We start from the raw sequence: 12,351 nt of genomic DNA, 5'->3' as shown, positions 1-12,351 counted from the left end.
GCTACGCGCGGAAATGGTCCCATCCGGCCGGGCCCGCGAGCCCGCCGTCCACGGCGACTCCGGGGCCCTGCCCGCCGGCCGCCGCGACGCTGCCGACAACGTCCCAGGATGCTGGAAGATCCGAGGTCGCGGGGAAGGTTCCGGCGAAGGCGTGGTCCTCGCCGCCGGTGAGGGCGTGCCGCAGGCCGTCGGGGCCGAGGAGCGCCGGGACGGGCATGGCGGCGGAGTCGATCTCGATCCGCACGCCGGAGGCCGCCGCGATGTGGCCGAGGTCCTGGAGCAGGCCGTCGCTGGTGTCCAGCAGGGCGGTGGCCCCGGCGGCGCGGGCTTCGGCGCCCGCCTCGTACGGGGGGCTGGGGCGGCGGTGCGCGGCCAGCAGTTCGGCGGGGCCGTCCGCGCCGTCGCGCAGCAGTTCCAGGCCCGCCGAGGAGTAGCCGAGCCGTCCGCGTACCGCTACTACGTCGCCGGGACGCGCGCCCGCGCGGGTCAGCGGCGGCTGCCCCGCCAGGTCGCCGAGCGCGGTGATGGCGAGGGTCACCTGCGGAGCCGCGACCACGTCGCCGCCCGCCACGGACGCGCCCGCCTCCGCGCACTCGTCGGCCAGCCCGTCGTAGAGGCGCTCGACCCACTCCACGGGCGTGTCGGCGGGCAGCGCGAGGCCGACGAGCAGGGCGGTGGGGCGCGCGCCCATCGCGACCACGTCGGCGAGGTTCTGCGCGGCGGCCTTGCGGCCGATGTCGTAGGGGCCCGACCAGTCGCGGCGGAAGTGGCGGCCCTCCGTCAGCAGGTCGGTGGTGGCCACGACACGCCCGTCCGGCGCGGCGAGCACGGCGGCGTCGTCGCCCGGTCCGAGCTCGACCGCCGCGCCCTGCGGCAGCCGCCGCGTCAGCCGGGCGATCAGCCCGAATTCGCCCAGTTCCCCGATGGTGCCCATCCGCTCCCGTCCCGGTCGCGCCGCCCGGTCGCGGGAGGACGGGCGGACCCGGTCCCCCGTGGCGGCGCGTAACACGATACGGTGACCGTTCGACCGCAAATTCTCCGCCCGGGGAGGACGTGATGGTGCAGGCCTACATCCTCATCCAGACCGAAGTCGGCAAGGCGGCCGAGGTGGCCCGCGAGATCGGCGGCATCACCGGCGTGACGCTCGCCGAGGACGTCACGGGCCCCTACGACGTGATCGTGCGGGCGGAGGCGCGCAACGTGGACGAGCTGGGCAAGCTCGTGGTGGCGCAGATCCAGGCCGTCGAGGGCATCACGCGGACCCTCACCTGCCCGATCGTGCACATCTGACCGGTCTGATCGTTCCCGTGTCCCCCACCACCCCTCGACGCCCCGCCCTTCGACGTTTCGTGCTCGCGGCCGCGCTCTGCCTGCCCGCCGCGTTGGCGGCGGGCTGCGGCGACGGGGCCGTCCAGATCGCGGCGCCCACGCCCGACGCGAGCACGGCGCGGTTGTGCGGCGGGCTGCGGCTGCCGGAGAAGGTGCACGGCCAGGAGCGCCGCGACACCTCTCCCGACTCGCCGCTGACGGCCGCCTGGGGCAGCCCCGCGATCGCGCTGCGTTGCGGAGTACCCCGGCCGCCTACACTGCAGCCCGCCTCCCAGCTCCAGACGATCAACGGCGTGGACTGGTTCGGCTACCCCTCCGACCATCCGGTCACCTGGACGGCGGTGAGCCGCCAGGCGTACGTGGAGGTGACGGTGCCCGCCAAGTACCAGCCGGCCGGGGACGTGCTGATCGAGCTGGGCGACGCCATCAAGGCCACGGTGCCGACCAAGCCCGAGGGGCAGGTCTAGTCCCGGGGGCGGCCCGACGTCACCACAGTGGGGCCGGGGTCTCGCCGCGCTTGTAGTAGCCGGGGATCGGCCCGCCCGCCGCCGCCCGGTCCAGCCGCCGCTTCATCCCGTCCGACAACACCCCGGCCTTCAACATCTCCACGAACACCGCCGTGACGTTGCCGAGGTCGAACCAGTCGCGCTGCCAGGACCACTGCCGGTCCCCGGCGTACCGGAACCAGCTCCCGCCGATCCCGGCGACCTCGTAGCGGCCGCCGCCGGGGCGCTCGGCGTCGGCGACCTGCTTCCAGAAGCCGACCACCTGGCCGTTCGCCTCGTCCACCAGGAGGGACTGGTAGGGGTAGGTCCAGCCGTCCAGGCCGCCCATCTCCGAGCCGAGGGCCAGGTCGCGGATCTCGTCGCGGCCCACGGCCATGAAGTCCTGGTCGGGGCCGATGTTCCAGCCGTAGGTGGCGTCGGGGGTGTAGAGGTCGGCGAGCGGGCGCCAGTCGCCCCGCTCCTCGCAGCGGCGGTTGGTCTCCAGCCAGTGCGCCACCATGTCGTCCAGTTCGGCGCGGGAGAACGCGGGCATCAGGGCTCCTGAAGGGTGAGGGCCCGGGTCGGGCAGTAGCGGACGGCGGCGGTCACCTGCGGGCGCAGGTCGTCGGCGGGTTCGGGGTCCAGCACGCGGACCTTCTGCCTGGGCGGCACCTCGAACACCTCGGGGGCCTCCAGCTCGCACATGGCGTGGCCCTGGCACAGGTCGAGGTCGACGGTGATCCTCACGCCTGCTTCCTCCGGCGGTAGCGGACGGCGCAGGGGCGGGCGAGCTGCACGACCATCTTGGAGTGGTCGTTGCGGTAGGTGTCCGGTGGTTGCGCCAGCTCGAACTCCCAGTCGCGCAGCAGCACCGAGAAGATCGCCTTGAGCTGGATCATGGCGAAGTTCGCGCCGACGCAGCGGTGCCGCCCCGCGCCGAACGGCACCCACGTCCAGCGGTTGAGCAGGTCCTCCTCGCGGGGCGCGGCGTAGCGGGCGGGGTCGAAGGCGTCAGGGTCGGGGAAGTCCTCGGGGATGCGGTTGGACACCGCGAGGCTGCACCCGACCATGGTCCCGGCCGGGACGCGGTGGCCCAGCACCTCCTGGTCGGACTTGGCGACGCGCAGCAGCAGGATCAGCGGCGGGTGCAGCCGCAGCGCCTCCTTGATCGCCGACTCCAGGCGCGGGATGGCGCGCAGCGCCTGGAACTCGACCTGGCGGCCGTCGGCGTACAGGGCGTCCAGCTCGGCGGTGACGTCGGCGAGCACGGCGGGGTTGCGCAGCAGCTCGATGAGGGTCCAGGCGGCGGTGCCGGAGGAGGTGTGGTGCCCGGCGAACATCATCGAGATGAACATGCCGGTGATCTGGTCGGCGCCGAACTTGGCCGTGCCGTCGGGTTCCTTCAGCGACATCAGCACGTCCAGCAGGTCGCGCTCCTCGCGCGGCGGGCGCGGGTCGCGGCCGTCCATGATGCCCTGGACGAGCGCGACCAGCGCGCGGCGGGCCTCGTCGCGGCGGCGGAAGCTGTCGATGGGCGCGTAGGGGTCGACGTAGGCGAGCGCGTCGGTGCCGCGCTCCAGGTCGTGGTACAGCTCGGCGAAGCGGCGGTCGAGCTGCTCGCGGAACTTGCGGCCGATCAGGCAGGCGGACGAGGTGTAGATCGTCAGCTCGGCGAACCAGTCGAGCAGGTCGATCTCGCCGGACTTGCCCCATCCGGCGGTCATCCGGTCCACCTCACCGGCGATGGTGGCGGCGTGGCCCTTCAGGAACGAGCCTTTGAGCGCCTGGTTGTGCAGGGCCTCGCGGCGCTGCTCGGGGGTGGCGTCGAACACCACGCCCTCGCCGAAGATCGGCGTCATGAACGGATACGCCTCGGCCTGGTCGAGCTCCTCGTCCGGCGAGCGGAAGAAGAACTCGTTGGCCTCGGCGCCCGACAGCAGCACCACCTCGCGGCCTCCGAGCCGGAAGGAGCCGACGTCGCCGCACTCGGCGCGGACGCGGCGCATCAGGGCGATCGGGTCGGAGCGCAGCTCGTCCAGGTGGTCGGGGCCACCGGACACCAGGGGGATGGTCACCGTTCCTCCAGCGGGGCTTCGGGCTGCACTTCCACCAGCGACAGGTGCGCGCCGCGCGGGGCGGCGACCACGGCGGCGACGGCGGCCGCCACATCGGAGGGGCGCAGGAAGTAGGGGTGGCGGGCCAGGCCCCACCTGACCCACTCCTCCAGGACCTCGCCGGTGGTGTGGGCGTCCCAGCCCATGCCCATGCCGGTGGCGGTCGGGCCGGGCCGGACGATGGAGGCGCGGACGCCGGTGCCCTCCAGCTCCATCTGCATGGCGCGGGCCATGCCCTCCACGCCGTTCTTGGCGGCGACGTAGGCGCCCATGCGGGTGCGAGGCGCGCGAACCACGTCGGAGGAGACGAACACGACGTCCCCCCGGCGGCGGCCGACCATGCCGGGCACGAACTGGGACACCAGGCGGTGCGCGCCGACCAGGTGCACCTGGACCTGGGCGAGGAAGGCGTCGGAGTCCAGCTCGTACACGCGGTCGGCGGCGAGGTCACCGGCGCTGGACACGACGACCTCGACGGGGCCGAGCGCGTCTTGGGCGGCGGCCCCGAACGCCTTCACCGAGTCGCCGTCGGCCACGTCCAAGGGGTGCGCGAACGCCTCTCCCCCGCCCGCGCGGATCGTGGCGGCCAGTTCCTCGCACTTGTCGGCGCGGCGCGCGCCCAGGGCGACCGGGTGCCCGGCCATCGCCAGGGCGGTCGCCGTGGCCGCGCCGATTCCCGAGGACGCTCCGGTGACGACGGCGGGCCTGCGTTCGGGGTGGGGGTCGAAGCGGGGCATCTAACGCACCTCCAGACGGACGGGCAGGGACGCGAAGCCGCGCACGTTGATGGAGTGCACGCGCCGCGCGTTGGCGGTGTCCACCTCGTAGGAAGCGACCCTGCGGGTCAGCTCGGCGAGCACGGTCCGGGCCTCCAGGCGGGCGAGGTTGGCGCCCAGGCAGAAGTGGCGGCCGCCGCCGAAGCTGACGAGCTGGGAGGTGTCGCGATCGAGGTCGTAGTCGTCGGGGCGCTCGAAGACGCGGGGGTCGCGGTTGGCGGAGCCGACCAGCAGCAACATGCGCTCGCCTTCGGGGACACGCTGGCCGTGCAGGACGACGTCCTGGGTGACGGTCCGCGCGAGCATCTGGCTGGAGGTGTCGTAGCGCAGCGTCTCCTCCACCCAGTCGTCGACGCGGGCGGGGTCGGCGAAGGGCTTCGCCGCCTGGGCGGGGTTGCGGGCGCCCCAGTACAGGGCGTTGGCCAGAAGCTTGGTGGTGGTCTCGTTCCCGGCGACCACCATCAGGAACAGGAACGCGATGACCTCGCGGTCGGTGAGACGGTCGCCATCGAGGTCGGCGTCCAGCAGGGCCGAGGTCAGGTCCTGCCTGGGAGCACGCCGCCGTTCGGCCACCATGTCCTGGTAGTAGCCGACGAGGGTGAGCGCGGCGTCCATCCCGGCGGGCGGGACGTCGTTCAGGCCCTCCTCGCGGTGCACCACGACGTCGGCGAGCCGCCGCACCTCGGCGCGGTCGCTCTCCGGGACGCCCATCATCTGCGAGATGACGTCCATGGGGAGCAGGCCCGCGAAGTCGGCGACGAAGTCGCACTCGCGCTTTTCCAGGAGGGGGTCCAGATAGCGGCGGGTCAGCTCCAGGATGCCGTCGTGGAGGTCCTTGACGCGCCGGGGCGTGAACCCTTTTGAGACCAGCGCGCGCATCCGGGTGTGGCGGGGCGGGTCCAGCGCCAGGAACGACATCGTCCGGTGGGCGTGCGGGCCCCACGCGCTCGGTTCCAGCGAGACGCCGTTGCTGCTGGAGAACGTCGCGTGGTCCCGGAAAGCGGCCGCGACGTCGGCGTGCCGGGACAGCGCCCAGAAACCCAGCTCCTCGTTGCGGTAGAGCGGGGCCTCCTCGCGCAGGCGCGCGTACACCGGGTAGGGGTCCTCGTGGACGGCGTAGTCGTACGGGCTGTAGGAGGGGTCCACAGCCGTCACCTCACTAAGAGTCGGGCAGGATGAGCTCCGCCATCTCGGCCAGTCGGTCCGCCATGCGCGCGTACGAGGTGTAGCCCATGCCGGCGTGCACCAGCGCGCCCGCGTAGGCCAGCTCCAGGGCCCCGACCACCTTGGGGTCGGCGCCGTCGCCGAGCGCCTCCTCCAGCCGCCGCCGGATGGCGAGGCCGATGCGCACCCGCAGCTCGCGCACGTCGGGGTCGGTGCCGAGCATCGCGGTGGTGCAGGCGGCGGCCAGCTCGGGTTCGTCGGAGACCAGCAGCGCGATCTCGCGCAGCACCGCCACCACGTCGCCGGTGACCGGCGGCAGCGCGCTGAGCCGCCGCCAGAAGACCTCGGTGATGAGATGGTTCTTGGAGGCGAAGTAGGTGTAGGCGGTGGCCGGGGCGACGCCCGCGCGCTTGGCGACGTTGCGCACGGTCAGGCCCTCGTACCCGGCCTCGCGGACCTCGTCCACCGCGGCGTCGGTGAGCCGCCGCACGGTGTCGGCCTGCCGCTCGGTCAGGCGGCGTCGGGTGGGTTCGGTCGTCAATTTTCCGGACACGTGTCCAGACACTAGTTCACCACTTTCCCCGGCGCAACATCGTCCGGCTGCCAACCCTTCGCGCCCGGTACGGCGTTAGACCGGTGTGAGCGACACCGAGGACTACGCCGCGTTCGTGGCCGCGGCCTGGAACCGGCACTTCCGGACCGCCGTCCTGCTGACCGGAGACCCCCACCGCGCCGAGGAACTGCTCCAGGACTGCCTGGTGCGCCTCTACGTGCGCTGGCGGCGCGTGGCGTCCGGCGACCCCGACGCCTACCTGCGCCGGATGCTGGCCAACGGCAACGTGAGCTGGTGGCGGCGACGGCGCCGGGAGACCCTGACCGACCGACCGCCCGAGGCGACCACCGCCGACCCCGCCGCCGCCCCGGACGACGAACTGCGCCGCGCGCTGCTGGCCCTGCCCCGCCAGCAACGCGCCATCGTCGTCCTGCGGCACTACGAGGACCTGACCGAACGTGCCGTCGCCGACCTGCTGGGCTGCTCGGTCGGCACCGTCAAGAACCAGCACCACCGAGCGATGAAACGGCTGCGCGAGACGCTCAGCCGCGCCCCCGAGGAGGCCACCCGATGAACACCGAACTGCCCGAGGCCCTGCGCGCCCTCGCCGAACGGACCCCGCCCCCCGCCGCCCCGGTGGAGGAGCTGGTGCGGCGCGGCCGCCGCACCCGGCGCACCCGCGCCGCCGCGCTGGGCGGAGCCGTCGTGGCCGCGTCCGTCGCCGTGACGGGCGTCGCGCTCGTCCCCGACGCCCCCGACACCGTCGCTCCTCCGGCCCTGATCTCCTCCAGCGACCCCGTCACGACCTTCAAGGTGAACGCGACCTACACGCTGAACCAGAAGGGACGGACCCCGCACGTCGAACGCTACGTGGGCGCCTTCGACAGCGCCCACCACACCGGTTACCTGCGCGGCACGCAGGAGGTGCGCCTCTTCGGCAAGGACGGCTATGTGAAGCGCGGCAAGTGGAAGAAGGTCAACGACCTGTTCGACGCGGTCACCCGGGGCACGCTGAGCCCCGCCGACCTGAACGCCGACAGCCGGGCCGTCCTGCGCGCGCTGGGCGGGAAGGTCGTGCGCGTGAACGCGACCACCTTCACGGTGACGGCTCCCGCCCGCCCCGTCGCGGCCGGCCTGGCCGCCGGCAAGAGGATCGAGGCGACCCTCGTGCTGGACCCGGCCACCAAGCGGCTGAAGAAGATCACGCAGACCACCGTCCTCACCGGCCCGGAACCCGCCATCGCCGACAGGACGCCGGTGCACTTCGTCGCGGAGATCGAACTGTCGGCCTACGGCACCCCGGTCGTCCTGCCCAACTCCTGACCGGGACCGGTTTCCGTCGCGCTGGACCCCCCTTCGGCATCTGCCGAAGGGGGGTCTTGGCGTGCAAGTGGGGCGGGTGGGATTCGAACCCACTCAGCTGAGCACCTGGTTTACAGCCAGGCCCGACTCTCCCGCGTCGGCGCCGCCCCTTGGTGCCCTCGGCAGGAGTCGAACCTGCACCACCGCGGTACTCAACCGCGTGCCTCTACCGGTTGGACTACGAGGGCGTCGTGCGGCTCCAGGGATTCGAACCCTGATCATCCAGTTCCTGAAACTGGTCCCTCTGCCGTTGGGGTAGAGCCGCGTGTGTGTTGTCCGAGGTGGCGTCACTCGTGCACGCGGCCGGAGGTCAGGAGGTCCGGTACCGGCCGTGGCTCGGCGACGCCTTGGGCAGTCGATAGTGGCGTGGCTCCATGGCCGGTCCTCCTCTCGGGAGAGTTCGTGTCCTGCTGACGTCGCCTACGTTGCCAGGGACGTCGCGGGCGCGGCAACGGGTTTTATTTGCCCGGTTCGTCCGGCAGGGACGCGCCGAAGGCGAGCAGGGCCATGAAGCCGATCATGAGCCAGCCGACGATCAGGCCGGTGAGGCACATCCAGCGGCCGCGCTCCTCGCCGTCGCGCAGCCGGGACCAGCCGACGTGGGCGGCGATGATGGCGGGGATCGAGGTGAGGCCGCAGGTGAAGGGGCTCAGCAGGCCGAAGGTCAGGGCGAAGATGGCCGCGCCGTTGTAGCGGGGTTTCTGCGCGGGCGGGTAGTGGTTCGCCGGGGCCGGGTGGTAGGCGGGGCCGCTGGCGGGTTGGGTCGCGGCGCGCTGGTACCAGTACTCGGCTTCGGGGGTGCGGCCGCTCTGGCTGAGGATGACGCCGAGGTTGCGCATGGCGGCCGGGTCTCCGGCTTCGGCGGCCTGGCGGTACTGGCGTTCGACCAGGGCTTCGGCCTCGCCGTGGGCCAGGGCCGGTCGCGGGGCGGTGGGGGCGGCGGCGGGCTGGGGGGTGCGGGCGCCGCTGGAGATGAGGCGGTCGAGGATGTCCTGGGCGGTCGGGCGGTGGGCGGCGTCCTTGGCGAGGGCCTGGCGGACGACGGTGCGCAGCGTGCCCGTCAGGCCGGACAGGTCGGGTTCGCCGGTGGTGATCCGGTGGACGACGACGGCGAGGGAGGCGCCGCGGAAGGGTTCGGCGCCGCTGGCGGCGTAGGCGACGGTCGCGCCCCAGGCGAACACGTCGGAGGCCGGGGTGGCGGGGTGGCCGTGGAGTTGTTCGGGCGACATGAAGGCGGGGGTGCCGATGATGCCGCCGGTGGCGGTGAGGCGGGTGACGTCGGCGGTCGAGCGGGCGATGCCGAAGTCGATGACGCGGGGCCCGAAGGTGGACAGCAGGACGTTGGCGGGCTTGAGGTCGCGGTGCACGACGCCGGCGTCGTGGATGGCGGTGAGGGCGGTGGCGATGCCGACCGCGACGGCCTCCAGGTCGGCGCCGCGCAGGGGGCCGTCCTTGGCGATGGCGTCGTCGAGGCTGGGGCCGTTGACGAACTCGGTGACCAGGTAGGGCGGGTCGGCGGCGGGGTCGGCGTCCAGGACGGGCGCGGTGCAGAAGGGGCGGACGCGCTGGGCGGCGGCGACCTCGGCCTGGAAGCGGGCGCGGTACTGGGGGTCGGCGGCGAACTCGCGGCGGATCACCTTGATGGCGACCTTGCGTCCGTCGGCGCCGAGGCCGGTGTAGACGGTGCCCATGCCGCCTTCGCCGAGGCGGTCCACCACGCGGTACGGTCCGACGCGTCCCGGCAGGTGGGGGTGTGCCACGGTGGATGCTCCTCGGCCCGGCGTCAAAGACTCTTAAGCCTCGCATATGGGGATGGGTGCGAAGGATCGCTCACAGGTCGAGGGTGAGGCGGCCGCCGGTGGCGCGGGACACGCACGGCAGCAGGGAGTCGGGCGCGGCGTCGCCCGGATGGCGGCGGTCGGCGTCCCCGGCGAGCAGGCCGACGCGGCAGGTGCCGCAGAAGCCTTGGCGGCAGGAGTAGGCGACGTCGGGCAGCGCGTCCCTGATGACCTCCAGCGCGGAGCGGTCGGCGGGGACGGGCAGGGTGACGCCGGTGCGCGCGAGCTCGATCTCGAAGGGGCGGCCGTCCGTGATGGGGGCGGGCGCGAAGCGTTCGAAGTGGAGGGTCGCGCCGCCGGTGGGGGCGAACGCGGCGCGCACGCCGTCGATCATGGGCGCGGGGCCGCAGCAGTAGACGGCGGCACCGGCCGCGTCGGCGAGCAGGTCGGCGCAGTCGGGCACGCCGTGCTCGTCGTCGGTGCGGACGGTGACGCGCTCGGCGGGCAGCTCGTCCAGGAACGGCAGGGTGTCGCGGGAGCGCCCGGTGTAGATCAGCCGCCAGTCCGCGCGCAGCCGGTGGGCGGCCTGGACCATCGGGAGGATCGGGGTGACGCCGATGCCTCCGGCGAGGAACAGGTAGCGGTCGCGGACGAGGAACGGGAAGGCGTTGCGGGGTTCGGAGACGGTGAGGGACGCGCCCTCGACGAGGGTGTCGTGGATCTCGGCGGAGCCGCCGGAGCCGTCGGGCAGGCGGCGCACGGCGACGCGGTAGGAGCGGCGGTCGGCGGGGTCGCCGCACAGGGAGTACTGGCGGCGGCGGCCGGAGGGCAGCAGCACGTCCAGGTGGCAGCCGGGCTGCCAGGCGGGCAACATGCGGCCGTCGGGGGCGCCGAGGCGGAGGCTGACCACGTCGGCGGCCTCGCGGCGCACCTCCTGGACGAGCATGACGCGGGTGCGGTCCACGGGCTTGACGGCCGGGATCACGGGTTCGCGCAGGGAGCGGATGCGCTGGACGCCGTTGAACAGCGCGCTCGCGGCGACCCAGAACGGGTCGCGGGCACGGCGTCCGCGCAGGTCCGGCGGGATCTGGTCCCTCACCGCAGCGCCGCCTGCGCGGCCGGGGAGGAGGCCAGGTAGGCGAGGGCCTGGCTGGTGGAGCCCTCGTTGAGGGGGCTGTAGGAGCGCTTGAGGTAGCGGCGGACGGAGGCGGCGACCATGCGGCCGTCGGGGGTGAGCCCGGCGGGGCCGGTGCGGCGCAGGTGGTGGACGCCGCCCTTGATGCGGCCCTTGACGACCGGGTCGGCGGCCATGAGGAAGCGGTGGCCCCGGTGCCACAGCGTGGCGAGCATGGTGATGGTCTCGGCCATGGCGCGCAGCCGGGTGGGGTAGGAGCCGTCCAGGTGCATGAACAGGTCGTGGGCGACGTGCCGGTGCTCGACCTCCTCGGCGCCGTGCCAGCGCAGCAGGTCCATCATGGTGGGGTCGGCGCCGGCCTCGTCGAGGGCCTCGGCGTTGAGGATCCAGTCGCCGAGCACGCCGGTGAAGTGCTCGATGGCGGCGATGAGGCTGATGCGCTCGTACAGCCAGGCGCGCTTGCGGTCGCCGGTGAGGTTACGGTCGCCGAGCAGGCCCTCGAACAGGAACTCCGCCTGCCGGACGAAGGGCCGCACGTCGAGCCCCTGCTCCATGAAGTGGTCCAGCACCCCGTCGTGGGAGGAGGCGTGCACGGCCTCCTGCCCGATGAAGCCGAGCACGTCCTCGCGGAGGCGGTCGTCGGCGATGTGGGGGACGGCCTCCTTGAACACCCGGACGAACCACTCCTCCCCGGCGGGCAGCAGCAGGTGCAGCACGTTGACCAGGTGGGTGGCCACCGGGTCGCCGGGAATCCAGTGCAGCGGGACCTGCGACCAGTCGAAGCGCACGTCACGGGCCTGGAGAACGAGGTTCTCGGGCTCGGTGAGGTGGACGGACACGCGGCCTCCCCGGGGGCGGAAGCGAGGACTTATTGACGAAACGTCCAGAACGGTACCGCCGGTTTTGTCACCGAACAACGGACTTCCCAGGTGAGGCGCGTCACCCGGGGATGTGCGGCGTGCCGTCGCGCAGGGGCGGGAAGCGGTGGCGGGCGGCGGTCGTGCCCGCCGTCATGCGGGTGATGTCGGCCTCGGGCAGCACCGGGGTGTCGTCGTCGATGATCACTTCCCAGCGGCAGTGCGGGACGCGCCCGGCCGGGACGCGGGGCGGGCGGTGCACCGGGCGGACGCGGGCCTTCGGGTTGACCGCCTGGGCCGTGACGTCGAACGTGCCGTCCTCGATCGTGTGGCACATCCCCGTGATCGAACGCTCGCCGAACGGCTCGACGTCCAGCAGCGCGCCGCAGGAGCGCAACTGGAAGAAGCCGTGCGCCTCGGAGATCAGCTCGTACTCGACGTCCAGGTAGGAGAAGGTGAACCCGGGGTCGAGCTGGAGGCACTTGAAGATCGCCGAGACGCCGTCGCCGTGGATGTTCATGATCTCGCGGATGCGCCGGGTGTAGATCGGGCTGGCCCCACGCCACTCCTCGATCGCGATCTCCTCCACCACCTGCTGGCCGAAGCGCAGGCCGACGGCCGCGAGCCCGGAGCGGTCCAGCAGCTGCGGGATCAGCGCGTACTCGCGCACCAGGCGGACCAGGGCCTCCTTCGACAGGTCCTCGTAGCGGAAGTCGGGATCGAATTCGCCGGAATAGTCCTTGCGCTCCGTCATGCCCTGAACTGTAGTCTGGACAGGTGTCCAGAACAACCGATCGC

Annotated in this window: 15 protein-coding genes and 3 tRNA genes; 4 read left to right on the top strand and 14 right to left on the bottom strand. The window is 72.9% G+C overall.

Going from position 1 to position 12,351, the window contains the following annotated elements:
- Position 1: 1 nt before the first annotated feature.
- The gene (locus tag AH6_RS19215) at positions 2–934 is read right to left on the bottom strand and encodes a thiamine-phosphate kinase (protein WP_067481701.1); all 933 of its coding nucleotides are present in this window, start codon (positions 932–934) and stop codon (positions 2–4) included.
- A gap of 122 nt (positions 935–1,056) precedes the next feature.
- On the opposite strand from AH6_RS19215, the gene AH6_RS19210 reads away from it, so the two are divergent.
- Both AH6_RS19210 and AH6_RS19205 read left to right on the top strand, forming a co-directional pair.
- Complete coding sequence (locus tag AH6_RS19210) at positions 1,057–1,290, top strand: Lrp/AsnC family transcriptional regulator (RefSeq protein WP_067481699.1); 234 nt, start codon at positions 1,057–1,059, stop codon at positions 1,288–1,290.
- Positions 1,291–1,307: 17 nt separating this feature from the next.
- A complete protein-coding gene (locus tag AH6_RS19205) occupies positions 1,308–1,796 on the top strand; it encodes a DUF3515 domain-containing protein (RefSeq protein ID WP_245679378.1) in 489 nt (162 codons plus the stop codon).
- A 19-nt stretch (positions 1,797–1,815) separates the two neighbouring features.
- On the opposite strand, the gene AH6_RS19200 is transcribed toward AH6_RS19205, so the two are convergent.
- The 6 genes from AH6_RS19200 to AH6_RS19175 are packed head-to-tail and all read right to left on the bottom strand — an operon-like array spanning position 1,816 to position 6,421.
- Positions 1,816–2,367, bottom strand: coding sequence for a nuclear transport factor 2 family protein (locus AH6_RS19200; RefSeq protein WP_067481694.1), 552 nt, complete (start codon positions 2,365–2,367; stop codon positions 1,816–1,818).
- A complete protein-coding gene (locus AH6_RS19195) occupies positions 2,367–2,561 on the bottom strand; it encodes a ferredoxin (protein ID WP_067481692.1) in 195 nt (64 codons plus the stop codon). The genes AH6_RS19200 and AH6_RS19195 overlap by 1 nt, the downstream gene beginning before the upstream one ends.
- On the bottom strand, positions 2,558–3,889 hold the full coding sequence (gene cyp51, locus AH6_RS19190) for a lanosterol 14-alpha demethylase (protein WP_067481690.1): 1,332 nt from the start codon (positions 3,887–3,889) through the stop codon (positions 2,558–2,560). The genes AH6_RS19195 and cyp51 overlap by 4 nt, the downstream gene beginning before the upstream one ends.
- Positions 3,886–4,665, bottom strand: coding sequence for an SDR family oxidoreductase (locus tag AH6_RS19185; protein ID WP_067481688.1), 780 nt, complete (start codon positions 4,663–4,665; stop codon positions 3,886–3,888). Before AH6_RS19185 ends, cyp51 begins: the two co-directional genes overlap by 4 nt.
- On the bottom strand, positions 4,666–5,859 hold the full coding sequence (locus tag AH6_RS19180) for a cytochrome P450 (protein WP_067481687.1): 1,194 nt from the start codon (positions 5,857–5,859) through the stop codon (positions 4,666–4,668). It abuts the gene before it with no gap.
- Between the two features lie 4 nt (positions 5,860–5,863).
- Positions 5,864–6,421 (bottom strand): TetR/AcrR family transcriptional regulator, encoded by a 558-nt coding sequence (locus AH6_RS19175; protein ID WP_067481685.1) that lies wholly within the window; start codon positions 6,419–6,421, stop codon positions 5,864–5,866.
- 85 nt (positions 6,422–6,506) lie between these two features.
- Between AH6_RS19175 and AH6_RS19170 the strand changes: the two genes are divergently transcribed.
- Together AH6_RS19170 and AH6_RS19165 are read left to right on the top strand one after the other, a co-directional pair.
- Complete coding sequence (locus AH6_RS19170) at positions 6,507–6,995, top strand: SigE family RNA polymerase sigma factor (protein ID WP_067481683.1); 489 nt, start codon at positions 6,507–6,509, stop codon at positions 6,993–6,995.
- The gene (locus AH6_RS19165; RefSeq protein ID WP_067481680.1) at positions 6,992–7,744 is read left to right on the top strand and encodes a hypothetical protein; all 753 of its coding nucleotides are present in this window, start codon (positions 6,992–6,994) and stop codon (positions 7,742–7,744) included. Before AH6_RS19170 ends, AH6_RS19165 begins: the two co-directional genes overlap by 4 nt.
- A 68-nt stretch (positions 7,745–7,812) precedes the next feature.
- On the opposite strand, the gene AH6_RS19160 is transcribed toward AH6_RS19165, so the two are convergent.
- The 7 genes from AH6_RS19160 to AH6_RS19130 form a co-directional block, all read right to left on the bottom strand.
- Positions 7,813–7,893, bottom strand: a tRNA-Tyr gene (locus tag AH6_RS19160).
- Between the two features lies 1 nt (position 7,894).
- Positions 7,895–7,971, bottom strand: a tRNA-Leu gene (locus AH6_RS19155).
- A gap of 4 nt (positions 7,972–7,975) precedes the next feature.
- Positions 7,976–8,048, bottom strand: a tRNA-Leu gene (locus tag AH6_RS19150).
- Between the two features lie 193 nt (positions 8,049–8,241).
- A complete protein-coding gene (locus AH6_RS19145) occupies positions 8,242–9,543 on the bottom strand; it encodes a protein kinase domain-containing protein (protein WP_067481679.1) in 1,302 nt (433 codons plus the stop codon).
- A 70-nt stretch (positions 9,544–9,613) separates the two neighbouring features.
- The gene (locus AH6_RS19140; RefSeq protein WP_067481677.1) at positions 9,614–10,660 is read right to left on the bottom strand and encodes a PDR/VanB family oxidoreductase; all 1,047 of its coding nucleotides are present in this window, start codon (positions 10,658–10,660) and stop codon (positions 9,614–9,616) included.
- A complete protein-coding gene (locus AH6_RS19135; RefSeq protein ID WP_067481674.1) occupies positions 10,657–11,535 on the bottom strand; it encodes a metal-dependent hydrolase in 879 nt (292 codons plus the stop codon). The genes AH6_RS19140 and AH6_RS19135 overlap by 4 nt, the downstream gene beginning before the upstream one ends.
- Positions 11,536–11,635: 100 nt before the next feature.
- A complete protein-coding gene (locus AH6_RS19130) occupies positions 11,636–12,307 on the bottom strand; it encodes a hypothetical protein (protein ID WP_067481671.1) in 672 nt (223 codons plus the stop codon).
- Between the last annotated feature and the right edge of the window lie 44 nt (positions 12,308–12,351).

This window comes from Actinomadura hibisca NBRC 15177 (assembly GCF_001552635.1).
GTDB lineage: Bacteria > Actinomycetota > Actinomycetes > Streptosporangiales > Streptosporangiaceae > Spirillospora > Spirillospora hibisca.
Note: the sequence above shows the minus strand (reverse complement) of the source record. Positions and strands in the feature narration are given on the sequence as shown.

Bases quoted from the DNA above. Each gene is read 5' to 3' on its own strand.
- AH6_RS19185 (WP_067481688.1), bottom strand. From the start codon at position 4,665: ATGCCCCGCTTCGACCCCCACCCCGAACGCAGGCCCGCCGTCGTCACC.
- AH6_RS19215 (WP_067481701.1), bottom strand. From the start codon at position 934: ATGGGCACCATCGGGGAACTGGGCGAATTCGGGCTGATCGCCCGGCTG.
- AH6_RS19130 (WP_067481671.1), bottom strand. From the start codon at position 12,307: ATGACGGAGCGCAAGGACTATTCCGGCGAATTCGATCCCGACTTCCGC.
- AH6_RS19165 (WP_067481680.1), top strand. From the start codon at position 6,992: ATGAACACCGAACTGCCCGAGGCCCTGCGCGCCCTCGCCGAACGGACC.
- AH6_RS19200 (WP_067481694.1), bottom strand. From the start codon at position 2,367: ATGCCCGCGTTCTCCCGCGCCGAACTGGACGACATGGTGGCGCACTGG.
- AH6_RS19210 (WP_067481699.1), top strand. From the start codon at position 1,057: ATGGTGCAGGCCTACATCCTCATCCAGACCGAAGTCGGCAAGGCGGCC.